The sequence below is a fragment of the Enterococcus crotali genome (assembly GCF_000633635.1).
In the GTDB taxonomy this organism is placed as follows: domain Bacteria; phylum Bacillota; class Bacilli; order Lactobacillales; family Enterococcaceae; genus Enterococcus_L; species Enterococcus_L crotali.
The window spans coordinates 33342-49228 of the sequence record NZ_AYPQ01000001.1 but is presented as its reverse complement, the minus strand read 5'-3'; the positions used below and the strand labels follow the sequence as shown (position 1 = coordinate 49228).

At 34.8% G+C, this 15887-nt stretch carries 17 protein-coding genes and 2 pseudogenes; 7 read left to right on the top strand and 12 right to left on the bottom strand.

Annotation, left to right across the window (positions count from 1 at the left end; translation table 11 throughout):
- Positions 1-64: 64 nt before the first annotated feature.
- Genes V192_RS0100230 through V192_RS0100210 form a run of 5 tightly spaced genes read left to right on the top strand, consistent with a single transcriptional unit; the run spans position 65 to position 3100 of the window.
- Positions 65-481: a GNAT family N-acetyltransferase gene (locus V192_RS0100230; protein ID WP_025868413.1), complete on the top strand. Its 417-nt coding sequence runs from the start codon at positions 65-67 to the stop codon at positions 479-481.
- A gap of 32 nt (positions 482-513) precedes the next feature.
- Positions 514-1248 (top strand): tRNA1(Val) (adenine(37)-N6)-methyltransferase, encoded by a 735-nt coding sequence (locus V192_RS0100225; RefSeq protein ID WP_025868412.1) that lies wholly within the window; start codon positions 514-516, stop codon positions 1246-1248.
- Positions 1238-1507: a GIY-YIG nuclease family protein gene (locus V192_RS0100220; RefSeq protein WP_025868411.1), complete on the top strand. Its 270-nt coding sequence runs from the start codon at positions 1238-1240 to the stop codon at positions 1505-1507. The genes V192_RS0100225 and V192_RS0100220 overlap by 11 nt, the downstream gene beginning before the upstream one ends.
- 5 nt (positions 1508-1512) lie before the next feature.
- Entirely contained in the window at positions 1513-2187 is a 675-nt protein-coding gene (locus tag V192_RS0100215; RefSeq protein ID WP_025868410.1) for a response regulator transcription factor, read from the top strand.
- Between the two features lie 4 nt (positions 2188-2191).
- Complete coding sequence (locus tag V192_RS0100210) at positions 2192-3100, top strand: sensor histidine kinase (protein WP_025868409.1); 909 nt, start codon at positions 2192-2194, stop codon at positions 3098-3100.
- 285 nt (positions 3101-3385) lie between these two features.
- Here the strand turns inward: V192_RS0100210 and V192_RS0100205 are convergent, their stop codons facing one another.
- The 10 genes and pseudogenes from V192_RS0100205 to V192_RS0100160 form a co-directional block, all read right to left on the bottom strand.
- The gene (locus V192_RS0100205; protein ID WP_025868408.1) at positions 3386-5266 is read right to left on the bottom strand and encodes a serine hydrolase domain-containing protein; all 1881 of its coding nucleotides are present in this window, start codon (positions 5264-5266) and stop codon (positions 3386-3388) included.
- Positions 5267-5321: 55 nt separating this feature from the next.
- A complete protein-coding gene (locus tag V192_RS0100200) occupies positions 5322-5603 on the bottom strand; it encodes a hypothetical protein (protein ID WP_025868407.1) in 282 nt (93 codons plus the stop codon).
- Positions 5604-5687: 84 nt separating this feature from the next.
- Complete coding sequence (locus tag V192_RS0100195; RefSeq protein WP_025868406.1) at positions 5688-6461, bottom strand: ABC transporter permease; 774 nt, start codon at positions 6459-6461, stop codon at positions 5688-5690.
- Positions 6461-7432 carry an ATP-binding cassette domain-containing protein gene (locus tag V192_RS0100190; RefSeq protein ID WP_239644526.1) on the bottom strand — a complete coding sequence of 324 codons (972 nt, stop codon included), beginning with the start codon at positions 7430-7432 and terminating at the stop codon, positions 6461-6463. The genes V192_RS0100195 and V192_RS0100190 overlap by 1 nt, the downstream gene beginning before the upstream one ends.
- A gap of 173 nt (positions 7433-7605) precedes the next feature.
- Positions 7606-8706 (bottom strand): low temperature requirement protein A, encoded by a 1101-nt coding sequence (locus V192_RS0100185; protein ID WP_025868404.1) that lies wholly within the window; start codon positions 8704-8706, stop codon positions 7606-7608.
- 167 nt (positions 8707-8873) lie between these two features.
- Positions 8874-9421 (bottom strand): annotated as a pseudogene (locus tag V192_RS18835) (cysteine hydrolase family protein).
- Between the two features lie 31 nt (positions 9422-9452).
- Positions 9453-10145: a 5'-methylthioadenosine/adenosylhomocysteine nucleosidase gene (locus V192_RS0100175; protein WP_025868403.1), complete on the bottom strand. Its 693-nt coding sequence runs from the start codon at positions 10143-10145 to the stop codon at positions 9453-9455.
- A 16-nt stretch (positions 10146-10161) separates the two neighbouring features.
- Positions 10162-10458: a cell wall synthase accessory phosphoprotein MacP gene (macP, locus tag V192_RS0100170; protein ID WP_025868402.1), complete on the bottom strand. Its 297-nt coding sequence runs from the start codon at positions 10456-10458 to the stop codon at positions 10162-10164.
- Positions 10455-11039, bottom strand: a complete 585-nt coding sequence (locus V192_RS0100165) for an NUDIX hydrolase (RefSeq protein WP_025868401.1) — start codon at positions 11037-11039, stop codon at positions 10455-10457. The genes macP and V192_RS0100165 overlap by 4 nt, the downstream gene beginning before the upstream one ends.
- A gap of 264 nt (positions 11040-11303) precedes the next feature.
- The gene (locus tag V192_RS0100160; RefSeq protein ID WP_025868400.1) at positions 11304-12002 is read right to left on the bottom strand and encodes a hypothetical protein; all 699 of its coding nucleotides are present in this window, start codon (positions 12000-12002) and stop codon (positions 11304-11306) included.
- A gap of 276 nt (positions 12003-12278) precedes the next feature.
- Between V192_RS0100160 and V192_RS18830 the strand changes: the two are divergent.
- Positions 12279-12940: pseudogene (locus tag V192_RS18830) on the top strand (5-bromo-4-chloroindolyl phosphate hydrolysis family protein).
- A gap of 69 nt (positions 12941-13009) precedes the next feature.
- Positions 13010-14197, top strand: coding sequence for a toxic anion resistance protein (locus tag V192_RS0100150; RefSeq protein WP_025868399.1), 1188 nt, complete (start codon positions 13010-13012; stop codon positions 14195-14197).
- 77 nt (positions 14198-14274) lie between these two features.
- Here the strand turns inward: V192_RS0100150 and V192_RS0100145 are convergent, their stop codons facing one another.
- On the bottom strand, positions 14275-15426 hold the full coding sequence (locus tag V192_RS0100145; protein WP_025868398.1) for a mannitol-1-phosphate 5-dehydrogenase: 1152 nt from the start codon (positions 15424-15426) through the stop codon (positions 14275-14277).
- The gene (locus V192_RS0100140; RefSeq protein WP_025868397.1) at positions 15423-15857 is read right to left on the bottom strand and encodes a PTS mannitol transporter subunit IIA; all 435 of its coding nucleotides are present in this window, start codon (positions 15855-15857) and stop codon (positions 15423-15425) included. The genes V192_RS0100145 and V192_RS0100140 overlap by 4 nt, the downstream gene beginning before the upstream one ends.
- Positions 15858-15887: the final 30 nt, after the last annotated feature.

Sequence of the window (15887 nt, the reverse complement as noted above, 5' to 3'; positions counted from 1 at the left end):
TAGTATAATATAAGGGTACCTTTGATTCCATCAAAGCGCTTAAAAAAAATGGAGGACTTCGTTTATGATTGAATTTAAACCCCTGCCTAAAGATGAAAATGAGACTGAATTGATTGCGTTGCTTTCTAAAAATCAAGAAGAAATCAAAAAAATTCCTGCTGAACAAAATACAGCATTCTCTATTGCCCTTTATGATGATCAACATTATATCGGTGGTATTACAGCGAATAAGTGGATGAACGCTACACATATTTCTTTACTCGCAATTAATAAAGACTATCGTGGTAAAGGTTATGGTAGCCAGTTACTTCAAAAAGCAGAACAGTTTGCTATAAAAGAAGGCTCGTCACTTATCACGATTCATACACAAGATTATCAAGCGAAGACGTTTTATGAAAAATTTGACTACCACGTTTTTGGCAAACTCGACAATACGCCATTTACGGGCACAACCAAATATTATTTAGTCAAAAAAATTTAAATCGAAAAAAAAGTTAAAGGAATGAATTGTACATGTTATTGCCCGGTGAACGAATCGATCAATTATTCGCAGATGATATTCAGATCATTCAAAGTAAAGAAGTTTTTTCATTCTCAATTGATGCTGTTTTACTCGCAAATTTCCCCTTATTTCCTAAAAATGGTTTAATTGTTGATCTTTGTGCTGGAAATGGTGCTGTTGGTTTATTTGCCAGTCGAAAAACGAAGGCGAAAATAAAACAAATCGAACTCCAAGAGCGATTAGCTGACATGGGCAAACGAAGTATTCAGTTGAATCATTTGGAAGACCAAATGACTATGCTTGAATTAGATTTAAAACTAGCAACAACTGTTGTAAAACCAGACTCCGTTGATTTAGTTCTATGCAATCCGCCTTATTTTAAAGAACTACCAACAAGTCAAAAAAATCCTAACCCTCACTTAGCGATCGCCCGTCACGAAATACATACCACTCTTGATGAAGTTGTTGCAGTATCGGCAAAACTCTTAAAAACAAATGGCCGTCTGGCAATGGTCCATCGGCCTGACCGCTTTTTAGACATTCTACATGCAATGGAGTCTGCTAATATCGCCCCCAAACGCGTACGTTTCATTTATCCTAAAATTGGAAAAGAAGCCAATACTTTATTGATCGAAGGGATTAAACAAGGGAAAAAGGACGGTTTTCGCGTTTTACCACCGTTATATACCTATGATGAACAAAACAATTATTTACCAGAAATGAAGGCGATGTTATATGGAGAATGATCATTATTTTTACGTTCTTTATTGTAAAGACAACACCTTTTATGGTGGCTACACAACAGATCCAAAAAGGCGTTTAAAAGAACACAACAGTGGGACTGGAGCAAAGTATACGCGGCTTCCCTCCCGCTTACCTGCAAAAATGATCCATATTGAGAAATTTAGCAGCCGCAGTGAAGCAACCAAAGCAGAGTATGCATTTAAAAAATTAACGAGAAAACATAAAATTGCTTATTTAAAAGAGAAAGGGGGAAAGAAATAAACTTGATGAAAAAAATCTTACTGATCGAAGATGATCAAAATATTTGTGACTTAGTTCGTCTTTTATTTAAGGACAAATACAAACTATCTGTAAAACAATCAGGTACAGAAGGGATTTTGGAAGCCCTCAGCCATTCTTATGATTTGATTTTGCTTGATTTGATGCTCCCTGGTGTTACTGGAGAAAGTGTGCTGCAGACTATCAGAAAGACATCCGATGTTCCGATCATCATTCTTACAGCCATCGATACTAAAGAAAAAACGGTCGAGTTATTGCGTAATGGCGCCAATGATTACGTGACGAAACCTTTTCATATCGAAGAATTAGAAGCAAGGATCGAGATCCACACACATCAGACTTCTATAAAAGAAAAACAACTCCTCATACATAAAAATTTAAGATTAGATACTGAATACTCTGAAGCACTCATCAATGAAAATACTTTGACGATTTCTAATAAAGAATTTCAACTATTAGAGTTATTATTGCGGCATCCAAATAAGATCTACTCTAAAGCTAATTTATATGAAGCTATCTGGCATGATGCTTATATTGGCGGGGAAAATACTGTAAATGTCCATATTAGTTCCCTCAGAAAAAAATTGAAAGAATTAGATCCTAATGAAGAATACATCGAAACGATCTGGGGCACCGGTATTCGCCTATCAAAGGAGGATTGATTCGATGAAGTGGACATTATTATTTGCATTACTTTTTTTAGTAGTGAGCGGTTATTTTATTTTCATTTTAAATGAACTACGACACATTGTTAACCAGCTGACCTATATCACTGAACATGAAACAAACGCAGAGCTGACCTCTACTTCAAAAAATAAACTGATTAAACATTTACTATCTAAAAACAATCTTCTAATTAAGAAAAACAAATCATTTTATCAACAACAACGGCAAAAGGAAAAAGAGGTCCAAAAGATCCTAACAAATTTAACACATGATTTAAAAACGCCTCTAACCGTTTCATCTGGCTACACACAGCTTCTTTTAAAAGAAATTGAAAGAGAAGAACATAAAGAAATCTTAGGAAAAATCGACACTAGTTTAATGGATATCTCTCATTATTTGAGTTATTTAATGGAGTATAATTTGATTCAAGAAAAAACAATCAAATTAAATCTGGAAATCGTCGATGTATCTGAATTTTTACAAGAGAATCTTTTTACTTATTACGAAGAATTTGAAAAACAGCAAATCCATTTAGACTTACAAATTCAAGAACACCAAAAACTACTCTTAGATGTTTCAGTGTTCCAACGATTGATTCAAAACATTTTAGGTAATATCCTAAAACACGGCAAAGATTATGCCCATATTGTATTAGAAAATAATGGGGATGATATTCAAATTAGATTTTCTAATGGTTTATTAAAGCCAGTAGAAAATGTCCAAATTTTCTTTGACCGTTTTTTCACAGAAGATTTATCAAGATCGAATAAGAGTACGGGGTTAGGTTTAAGTATTATTAAAGAGTTGGCAAGTTTACTCCATAGCGAGGTTACGTTGCATGCAGAGAACAATGAGTTTCACTTAGTTTTGACCTTAAAAAACCATTCAGAAAAATCGTTTGGGCTATAAAAGAAAATCAAGCACAGTTTTGATAGAATATATCAAAAACCGGCTTGATTTTTTTATACTTATTTATTTTTCGTTCATAAATTTTTTTAAGTTATCTGCGATTGTTTTTGATTGAGTATGGTGGAGATAATGTGATCCAAAACTGCACTACCAGATCCAAGGATAGACTGATAATAAATTTTATTAGGAGCAATATACAGCTTCATCATTGCTAACTCACTATAATCTCTAAAGTTCAATTTAAGTTAAAATTAACACTCGTTTTACTAGTAAGATTTGACCTCTTTAAAAGAATAAATGGACATTATAAAATTGTAGAGTAGTGATTAAACCGATTAGAATCAAGAAAATCGTCAGCCATTTTGTTTCATTTTTACGCCAAGTCCTAGCTAGCCAAATGATCATCCCAATGGTAAAGAGTGGTAATAAACAATTTATATAATATAACGGTTGCATTGAAGAAAAGACAATCGAAAGATTCGATGCATATTTAAATATCATCACAACAGCTGTAATCATCACAAGTAACCCAACTGTTGAAAAGACTGCAAGTACAGTGTAGTTTCTTGACCATCCAGCAACTTTCTTTCTACGTTTTTGTTTGACAAACTTAACTGACAGATAAATCAACGACCCTAAAAAAGCTGCAAAGGAAACACCAAAGGTAATAAAGTTAAATAATTGTGTATCCAGAAAAGATACTGGTAATGAGTCAGTCGTCATACCATTGCCAGCGGTAAGAACTTGCCCTTTGTCATTTAGTTTAAAATACAGGTATTTATCCTTGGAGCCCTTTTGAATTTTTTGATAGATACCTGGCTTGACTTCCACATAATAAATGCCTTTTTTCGATTGAGGTGATGTGACATTGATGCCACCTTCTTTATTTGCTTTTACGACCATATCAAAATCTGCAATGATATAGGCTACTTTCCCCAAAGTTGAAACGGGTTGTCTTGCCATTCGATAGCGTCCTGCTACTTTTTGATCATTTGAACTTTTTTTCAATGGTAAATCGAAAGTTATCTTTTCATTGCCCACTAATAATGTATTTAACTCATTTCGAATGCCTGTTGCCTCATTATTAAGATTCGTTAATAGGATATACCCCAGTCCCTCTTCTGGAACTAAATTTAATTGTGAAGAAAAACCACCTGAGTTTCCACCATGCTGGATGATGCGTTTCCCGCCTACTTCCTCTTCCCAAAAACCATGAGCATTACCTAGTGCACCTGGTACTATTCCATAAGAATGTGCTTGCATCTGTTTTGACGTTTCCTTTTGCTCAAAGAAATTATAGGGCGTTTTTCCTCCATCATTCAACAGAGCCAACATAACATGCGTCATATCTGTTGCTGTCGATTTTAGTGAACCCGCTGGAAAATCATTCGTAAGATCAACGTTCATTTTCTCAAATTTTGAACCATCATATAAATAACCTGAGCTTTTATTGTCTTTTATTAGAGGCTGATCATCATAAATCATAGAAAACGTTGAATAATTCATCTGAAGCGGTTTTAATACCGTTTGATTCATATACTTCATATACTCTTGACCTGTCACTTGTTCAATAATATAGCCAGCCAAGTTAGCACCATAATTGGAATACGATGTAACTGTTCCCGGTTCGTAGACTTGTTTTGGTTGATTTTCCTTCGTTATGGTTTCTTTTAATGGTTTTAATTGATTTTTATTTTTTAAGTCCATACCTTCAAGTTTTTCTTCAAATCCAGCTGTATGATTCATCAAATCTAAGATTGTAATTTTTTTGTCAAAGGCTAGGTTCAGCGTTCCTTTTGGCAAGTACTCCTGAATATCTGCATCTAGCTTGACTTTCCCTTCTTCTGCAAGCTTCATGAGCATACTCCAAGTAAAAACCTTCGTAACAGATGCCGTTTCAAAAACTGTTGTATCTCCATTAACGGGGGTTTTTTTCTCAATATCTGAGACACCATAGCCTTTCGTTAAAATGACTTTCCCATCTTTGACGATTCCAATTGACGCGCCGGGAATTTCTTTACCAATATATTTCTCCATGATTTGATCCACTTGTTTTTCAATTGTTTCATCTGCACTTGCTTCTTTCTGATTTTCTTGTGCATAGACTACTAAACCTGATTGTAAAAACAACACTAACATACCCATAATTGTCATTAATCTTTTCATTTTTCCACCTCTATAACTTTCACTATTTAACCTTTTATCTGTTCTAAATTGCTCGCTATAGTTCCTCTGTATTCAAGTAATTTATTAAGTCCCACCTAGACAAGATCATAAACACTTCATAATAAATATCTGCGGCCATATCATGTTCAAAATAATACGTGACGCCTTCTTCAGAGTAGCCTAAATAAATCAAAAACTGACTGATTTCTACGTCACTATTTAAGATGTTTTTTTGTTCAAATGCCGTTGACAGGTTTTGTTCCTTTAAATCGATCTCTGAATATCGTTCATCGATATACTTGATGACTTTTGCGAAATCTATCTCGTTATTATTCATGTTATTGCCATTCCACTCATACCTTACCTGTTATTTAAGGTTTTTATCTTCCGATTTTTTTGGATAGCCTTAGCAACCATTAAACTATAATTCCTTTCTCTTAATAACACTTATGCTAATTGTCGTTGAGCAAATAATAAGCACTATATATACCACTATATAAGGAAATAGCGCTTTTCCGAAAAGTTCATAAAATGCCATAGACTGTGCAAGAGTGACAAAATCAAAATATACTACCCAGTTCCAGCCAGTATTTAGCCTGATCATTGGGATCAGTAAAGGAGATACGGCGATAAAAACAGTTGCTGCCACATTGCTTGTAGTAATGATTAATATAATATTAGCTAAGCTCAAAATAAAACTAATACCAAGGGCCAAACAAAAACCTGCATAGAGCATATCATTGACTAATGATCCACTATCACTATCTGTCATACCATATTTAAAGTAAGAGAAAATAAAGATCAATCCAAAATAAATCGCTGTACCAAGTGTAACCATCAACCATTGCACAGTATTTTTAGCGATACAAAATGTGGCACGACTAACTCCAGAAGTTAAGGTATTTTTATAACATTTCTGGGAAAATTCGTAACCAGAACTCATAATAAAAAAACTGATAAACAAGTAAATTAAAAAAGGATACGTAGCGAGTGCTCCTTGAAATGCAACCTTTGTGTTCCATGCCTCATTCTTCATTTTTAATACCAACTTGTATGTTGCTTCATTCGGACCAATTGCAGGAAAAAAATGAAAACTAAGTACTATACTTGCCATCCCAAAAATAGCTAAAAGAATAACATAAAAACTTTTTGAATGAAATAATCGGTAAAAATCGGCTTGTATCAAACGTAACATTAGCTTTTCTCCTTCATATTACTCACGAGATTTGTGTAATAACTTTCTAAACTATTTTCTTTTTTTCCTATGAAATCTACCATCACACCATTTACTACGAGTAACAAGTTAATTTCTCTAACTAGTAAATCTTTAGAAAAAATATGAATTTCATCTTGCTGCACTACTTCGAATTGGTCACCGATTCGTTCTCTCAATACAACAGCCGCTCTATTGACATCTGCCACTTTTACAACAATCGCTTCTGTATTAGAAGTCTCAAATTTTGATTTCGCTATTTCTTGGATTATTTGCCCATTATGAATAAAACCAAATCGAGTAGATACATGATAAAGTTCAGTTAAAATATGGCTTGAAATCAAAATCGTAGTATTTTTCTCACGATTGGTTCGTTCAATAATCTCTCTAAATTCAATTATCGCAATTGGATCTAAGCCATTGATTGGCTCATCTAAAATAAGAAAGTCAGGATTGTTGACTAAGGCCATTGCAATCCCTAAACGTTGCTTCATTCCTAATGAAAAGTGTTTAAATTTTTTATTCTTCATGTCGGCCAAGTTTACAAAGGCTAACATTTCTTCAATAACCACTAAATCATGAATTCCATTTTGAATACACGTGATTTTCATATTATCGTAGGCGGTCAAATTATTGAAAGCAGTTGGTTCTTCAATCATTGAACCCATTCGTTGTAAGACCTTGTTATACTCTCCTGATTGTTTTGTTTTGCCTAAAAGGACAATTTCACCAGATGTTTGTTCAGATAAACCTGCAACCAATTTCATGATTGTTGTTTTGCCTGAACCATTTCTTCCAACCAAACCATATATATCCCCTTTTTTAACTTCCATAGAAACACCTTTAAGAACCTCTTCTTTACCAAAATTTTTCCTCACATTTTTTAAAGCCAATACTGTTTCACTCATCATTACTCGCTCCATTTCATTCAACATCTTAACTATATCAGGCATCTCTTAATTGATCTCTTAACCATTTATTAACTATTTCTTAAATCAAAAAAAGCCTGAAACAAAACTAAAAAAATCAGTTTTGTTTCGAGCTTTCAAACCGAATAAAAGGCGCTGAGAAGACAACTCTTTCAGAAGCAACCATCTTATCTCAGCTTTAATTTTACACCTATTGATTATTTAAGTTCTTGCTTAACTTTATACAGTAAAAATAACAGAAATACCACATTAACAAATAAAAATGGTACCATAAAATCCTGCAACAGTAAACTTACTATAATCCAGCCAGCAAAATACAAGACACTTTTACTAATAAAAGGCAGATAATTATGTTCTTTTTTAGTATAAATAATCATATTAACAAGGGTTCCACCTAAAAAACAAATCAAACTAGCAGCCAGACATAGTACGAAAAAGAGTGGCTGGATGTCATTATTTACATAATTTTCATATAAAACAATCGACAAACCCAAACCGACAAAAATCAAATAATGAGAGTGGATCAAGATCAATCCTGCTGTAGCCTTGTGCCGATCCATACCTGACTTGTATATAGTATTGTAAAAGAGAAACATCACAATGACGACTAAAAAGAAGAAGACGCTACCAATACTTATCTTATTAAAAACAATTGTACTAGCAACAGCGATCACTGCTTCACCAAATAGTAACAGGGTAAATAAATTATAACGCTCAGTCAAATGACCAAAGTTCGTTGGAAAATCGGCTAACGCTTTTTTCATAACAATTGGAAAAAATGCCGGAATAAAGATAGAAAAAGCATATACTACAAAGCGGATAGTATAAGTTCCCCACGGTAAAATCGTACTAAACCCGATCACCCCACTCGCACATAAAACTATGACCAACTGATAACACATTTTTTTGACAACAGGGTCCTCAGTACTCCTCATTTTCAAGTAATATTGTAACGCAATACTGAAGAATAGAATTGATGTTGCTCCTGCAAAAGTAAAATGCGTTTTTTCAAAATCAACATTGATCGCTTGCGCCAAGATAATTACCCAGAACATATCAAAAAATAGAAAAAGTGCACTTATTTTGTTTTTAATAGAAAATCGATTGGCAAAAACCGTTTGATATGTCCAAATCGTCCAAAAAACCAGCGTCAACATTGAAAATTCTCCCAAACTTTTGAAAGAGAGCATCTGATTTGCATCAACAAACAAGATTGCTGCAACACGACTGATCGCATACGCAAAAATCAGATCATAAAACAGTTCGAACTCGGAAACCTCTTTTTTTAGCACCTGCATTCGATCACTTCCATTCTGAATGATAAGTTATTTTCGTTTCTTTTTTCATTATAGTCTTGACTTGCCATTTAATACAAAGATAGTGACGTTTTTTTATCCTTTTCCTCACAAAAAAAGAAATAGTTGAAAAGCACAATAACTTTTCGACTATTTCTTTATTTATTCTACTATTCAACTATTTCTGCACCCAGTGTTTCTTTAAAATGCTTTAGTGCCCATTCATGTCCGATTGGATCAAAGCTAGCCACTGCATTCTTGTGGATAATGATTTGATACCCTAAATTATAAGCATCTACTGCTGTATGCAATACACAGATATCCGTACAAACACCAACTAAATGGAGTTCTGTAATACCTCTTTCTCGCAATCGAATATCTAGATCCGTGCCGCTAAAAGCGGAATAATGACGTTTATCGATCCAATAAACCGTTTCATATTCTCGCGTTTGCTGATAAATATCTGCAAGTTTTCCGTAAAGCTTACGACCATTCGTACCCGCAATATTATGTGGTGGAAATAGCGCGTTTTCTGGATGATAGGGATCGTTTGATTCATGGCGATCGATAGCATAAACCACAAAATCTTTATTTTTATTAAATGTTTCTGTCACAGCTAAAATAGCTTGTTCGATGGCTTGTCCGGCACTGCCAGTTGTCAGCGCACCATTTGTTGCAACAAATCATTTGTATAATCGATTGAAATCAATGCTTTCATTCTAGAACCTCCACTTTAAAAGTCTGCTTGTTTAAACAAGATGCTCCACAAAATTAATCACCATTTTTGCAGATTTTTCTCCGGCTTCTTCAATAAACTCATCAAAGGTTTGAGAAGCTTCGTGATCAGCGGTATCACTAATTGCTCTAACAACGAGAAATGGAATATTGAATTGTGCTGCTGCTTGAGCAATTGCCGCGCCTTCCATCTCGCAAGCGAGTACCTCTGGAAAATCTTTGATGATTTCCTTGACTTTTTCCTTGTCGTTCACAAAAGAATCTCCTGTTACGATCAACCCATGATGGATGGACATACCAGTACTTTCTGCCGCCTTTTTCATTTCTAATTTTAAATAGTCACTTGATTCATAATACAAAGGCATGCCTGGTAATTGACCTGGTTTATAGCCAAATCCTGTAACATCTACATCGAAATAGGCTAATTTATCAGCTATCACTAGATCACCTACAGCAAGACCTTTTCCAATACCACCTGCAGATCCTGTATTGATCACCATATTAACACCGTATTGGTGAATCAATAACGTTGTCGTTACAGCAGATAAAACCTTACCAATTCCAGAACGGACTACGATGACTTCATGACGTCCTAAAGAACCTGAAATGAATAACGCACCAGCTCTTTCCCAAGATCTAGCATCAGATAATGTTTCTTTTAAAATTTTTACTTCTTGATCCATAGCACCGATAATACCGATTTTCATTGTAATTTCCTCTTTTCTATAAATTCAATACTATAAATATTACAATGGCCAACAAAATAGCCACAACAATAATTGCTTTGGTTAGCGTATTGCTACGTTCACGAATTTTTGTCTGCTCATTTGAACGCGATTTAGTGATTTCTTTTTGCTTCTTATGCTCTTTACGGTAAAAATTAGATATTTCCTTTTCTTTTTTACGGTACTCTTTATCAGCTTCTTTTTGTTCTTGTTCATATATTTTTTGTGCTTCTTTTTCAGCTTCTTCTTTGCGTCTCCGTAATTCCGTCCGAGTAACCAGCGGACTTTTACTCATCGTTTATCCTCCTTCAGCAGCTTTTTTAGTTGCTGTAGTTCCCAATATTGTACGGCAAAAATCGTTTTTGCATCACAAATCAGACCAGTAGCAATTTCCGCTTTCGCTTCGTCTAATGTCAAGGTATATAATTCTAAAACTTCGTCATCATCTTGAGGACGGGGATTAGGAACTTTTTCTAAGTCTTCAGCATAATAAATATGAAGGAGTTCGTTTGCAAAACCAGGTGATACATACATAGAAGTCACAAAGGTAAACTGATTCGCACGATACCCCGTTTCTTCTTCTAGTTCTCTTTCAGCTGTCTTTTTTGGGTGATCCTGTTCCCCTGGATCGATTTTTCCTGCGGGAATTTCCAAAAGAACTTTTTCCATGGGTTTTCTAAATTGTTTGACCATGATCATTTTATTGTCAGCTGTAATCGGAATGACCGCAACTGCCCCTGGATGAAAAACTAATTCACGAGTACCCATCTCCCCATTTGGCAATCTCACTTCGTCTAAAACAACATCAATCATATGTCCTTTAAAAATCTCTTTTCTAGAAATCGTCTTTTCTTCAAACTCTTCAAAGTTCATCATGCAGTTCACCAATCTTTCTATGGATATAATACCTTAATTTTGAAATTTTATCACTTATCGTTCTTTTTGTGAATCCTTTCTCAGCTATAAATTAAGATTCTTATGATTATCGCTTCTATTTATGTGTTATATGCTAAATTAGCCTATTTAATTATACCAGTATTTAGAAGCTGTGACAGGTGTAACTTTTCCATACAAATAAAGAGAAGCACCACTAGCTGACTAGTTTTACTTCTCTCTTACTCTGTACTACTTTTCAGCTACTTATTTAGCCAATTCTGCTAGAGAGTTCATGATTTTAATCAAATCAGCCTTATTTTCATCTTTTTTGTTGTTTAAGGTCCAGCTGATACACTGTAAATAATGATCTTTGCTTTCTACTAAATCATAGATATAATAAACCTCTACACCCTCTTTAGTTGCGGTAAACGTGCGACGTTCACCTTTTAACCCATTGTATTTGATGGTCTCTTTCTTCTCATCTGTTCTTTCACCAAGATCAGATAAATCTACAGAATTTTTAAATCCATCAAAGTTGTCAAAGCCATTTTTCGCTTCACTTAAAACCATATAGTAGGCTTCATTTGCTGTATTTTTTAGACTAACGTCTGCGTTATCACTTAATTCTTTTGATTCAACTGATTCCCAGCCATCGGTCAATTCGAGCTTAAAGTCGCCATTTTTAGTTTTGATTACCTCTACTTTTCCTTTTTCATCGTTTGATTGTTCTTTCGTTTCTTCGGTGGCAACTTTGTTTTCATCTTTTGCCTCACTTGTCGCTGAAGGATCCCGTGGTTCATAAAAGACTTCATCATCTCCATAAGAGCCCAGCTCTTCCACACTAGAACTTGTTTCTTCTATATAAATGTCATCATCATCTTCTTCTTCGACTACCTTAGAGCCAGAACAACCTGTTAGCACTAATCCTACTAATAGTATAGTAATGATTTTAAATTTTTTCACTATCTTTCTCCTTTAGTCCTAATCGTTATCTTCTATTATACCTCACGTTTCACTTTTTTTCTCATGTTTCTTTTTGACTTTTTTGTGAACAGACCTATTCATTCTACATCTAAAGTAGTAAAAAGTGCTGTTTTTCCTTGCCATTTCTTACATTTTCTCTAAATATTAAAATCAACCTTTGGACTGATATTCTTTATTGACCTGAATGTGCTAAAATAACTTATATAGCGGAGGTTAACAACTTTCGATGAAATGAATGATTGGAGGGAACTTAATATGAGAAAAGGAAAATTCATCAAAATAGTTGCTTGTTTATTTTTAGTTGGTTTCGTTCTACGTCTTACCCTTGATATACACACTCCTGCCATCGCCGTAGTTCTTTTGATTCTTATGGTTCTATTTTTTATTGGATCTAAGAAAAAACTGGGGTGGAGGAACAACTGCCTAACCTCACAAAAACAAAAGAAGAGCATTATGCCAACCTAGGTATGACTGATCAGGAAATCAATTTTTTCCGCGACACGATGAACATAACTAAAAAACAAATCGTTCAACTGCAGGAAAATATGAGTGCCTCTACTAAATTAAGAGCGATCGATTTGCGTAATGATACATTACGCGTTTCAAAAGCACTCTTTAAAGAATTAGTGAAAGAACCAAAAAAATTGCATTTAGCAAATCACTTTCTTTATACTCACTTGCCCAACTTAGTTGATTTGACTAGTAAGTACTTAGAAATCGATGATCATGAGATCAAGAATAAACAAACCTATGAAAAATTAGAGGAAAGCGCTCAAATCATCGATCAAGTATCTAAATTAATCAAAAAAGATTACGAGCAATTTGTCTCTGATGATCTAGAAGATCTAGATGTAGAGATAAACGTTGCCAAAAATAGTTTAAAAAGAGATAATGAAAGTAACAACAATCAAGAATAGTTACTTTTATACGTCTGGCTAAGCGGACTATACAAGTCCGCTATGCTTTTAATTTTAGGAGGAATCATAATGGAAAATGATCCAAAAAATGTAACCCCAGTAAATGATACACTGGATGATTTATTAAATAATCCGTTTTCGACACCAGTCGATTCATTGACTACAACTCAGCAAAGTGAGATTTCAGCTTTGCAAGAGCAGCAAGTCGCTAATCGCTTAGTGGACAAACTACCTGCAGACAGACAAGCCCAAGCAAGAGAACTTGCTTCAAAAATCGATGTTCAAGATTCTCAAGCTGTCATTACATACGGTTCTGCAGCTCAAACAAAGTTAAGTGAATTTTCACAATCGATGTTAAACCATGTTCAAGCTCAAGATATTGGTCCTGTTGGTGATTCGCTTACCGATTTGATGTATCGTTTGAATGAAGCCAATCCAGATCAGTTACGTGCTGGTGAAGGTAATTTCTTTTCAAAAATGCTTGGTAAGGTGAAGCAATCCGTTTTTGAAATCACTGCCAAATACCAAAAAATTGGTGCGCAAATCGATAAAATTTCAATCAAATTAGACCATGAAAAAAACGGTCTTTTAAAAGATAATCTTATGTTAGACCAACTATATAATAAAAATAAAGACTATTTTGATGCTCTGAATATCTATATTGCAGCTGGTGAATTGAAGATGGAGGAATTACAGACAACGATCATCCCTGAAGCGATGAAAAAAGCGGAAGAATCTGGTGATCAAATGGATGTTCAAATCGCCAATGATTACACGCAATTTTTAGATCGTTTAGATAAGCGAACACATGATTTACGTTTAGCTCGTCAAATCACGATTCAGCAAGCACCACAAATTCGTTTGATTCAAAATACAAACCAAGCTTTGGCTGAAAAAATCCAAGCTTCAATCAACACTGCGATTCCTCTTTGGAAAAACCAAGTGGTCATTGCATTGACGCTATTACGTCAAAAAGACGCTGTTACTGCGCAGCGTCAAGTATCTGAAACGACGAATGATCTATTGAAGAAAAATTCTGAAATGCTGAAAATCTCTGCAATCGAGACGGCTAAAGAAAATGAGCGCGGTATCGTTGATATTGATACCTTACAAAAAACACAAAATGATTTAGTTGAAACAATCCAAGAAACCTTACGAATCCAGCAAGAAGGAAAAGAAAAACGCCGTGCTGCTGAAATCGAATTAGGTCATATGGAAGAAGATTTAAAGAGCAAGCTATTAGAATTAACTCAGTAAAATGTGACTGAAAATTTGTAAGAAAGACAAGAGCTATTCAATGCAGAAAACGCATTGAATAGCTCTTGTCTTTGTTATTATACTAATTCATAATAAGAAGTACGAATTTTTTCAAATAATTTTGTATAAGGTTTCAAACCAGTAAATCGTTCGATCGTATTATCTAGACCCTGTTCCTTGATTGCCTCTTGCAAGGCGCATGCTTCTTCATCACTAGGTTCTTTAAATTTCATTGCTGCGGCAATTGCGATTGCTAAGGCTTTTGGTGTTTCATTAAAGGCTTCTACAAATTGCCTTGCCGGCTGGATAAATCGATCATTCTCGCCTATTTTTCTAATCGGCGATCGACCAACACGTGTCACATAATCTGAAACATAAGGATTTTTAAAGCGCTCAATGATTTTATCAATGTACGCTTGATGTTCTTGATGAGAAAATTGGAATTTTTTCTCCAGTAAAGCGCCTGTTTCTTCTAATGCACTCCGCACAATAAAGAGAACTTTTTCATTATGAATCGCATCTTCAATAGAGTCGATATTTCTCATATGGCCAAAATAGGCAGTCACAGCATGTCCTGTATTGACTGTAAATAATTTTCGTTCAATATAAGGGGTTAAATCCGGCACATAGTTTAATCCCATAATCTTCGGAGCATTTTTTTCTTGCGCCGGCTTTTCCACCACCCATTCATAAAAAGGTTCGACTGTTACAGTTAACAGATTTTCATGTTTTTGATTAGGCACAATGCGATCAACTGCTGAATTAGGAAATGCGATGAATTCATGAGCATATTTTTGAGCTTTCGAGCTTAATAAGGGTATTACAGCGGCTTGAAGGATTTCAGAACCACCAATCATGTTCTCACAGGCAATCACCGTCAAATGTCGATTCGTATCAACCCTTGATTCTATCCCTTTAGCAATAACTTCCGCTAGTTTGGGTAAAATAGTTGGTCCGACCGCTGTGGTCACAATTTCCGCTTCACTGATATAAGTTGCTAGTTTTTCAGAATCCGTCGCACTATTGACCGCTTTGATTCCTTTTACAGTGAACTGTTCCTGCTCAACATTTGCCAGAATAACTTCGTATTGTTCTTGTGTATTGATTTCTTTTACGATACGATCATCGACATCAGCAAAAATCACTTGATAACCTGCTTGGACTAACAACCAGCCAATAAACCCCCGACCAATATTCCCTGCACCAAAATGAACGGCAATTTTTTTCATGACATCACCTCTTCCTTGAACAGTTCAATGATCTTAGCCTCTGTTTTGGCTGCAATCACTTGTTCGACACTTTCTATTTCAGAACAAACCAAAGCGATACTAGCCAATAATTCCAAGTGTTCGTCACCTAGACCTGCTATACCAATCAGCAATTTCACTTCGTTCCCATCAAAATCAACCCCTTCTGGTACTTGTAAGATGACGATTCCTGTTCGATTGATCAAATGTTTCGACTCATCTGTCCCATGAGGAATCGCTACCATATTGCCAATATATGTTGTGGTTAATTCATCTCGTTCGATCATCTTATCAATATACTCATCACTTACATACCCTTGGTTTACCAAGTGTTGACCTGCTGCTTCAATTGCAGATTTTTTATTATCAAAGCTTTGATTCAAAGCAATATCTTCTCTTTTTAATGTGATCATTTTATCTCCTCCTTGAACTTGAGTATTGAA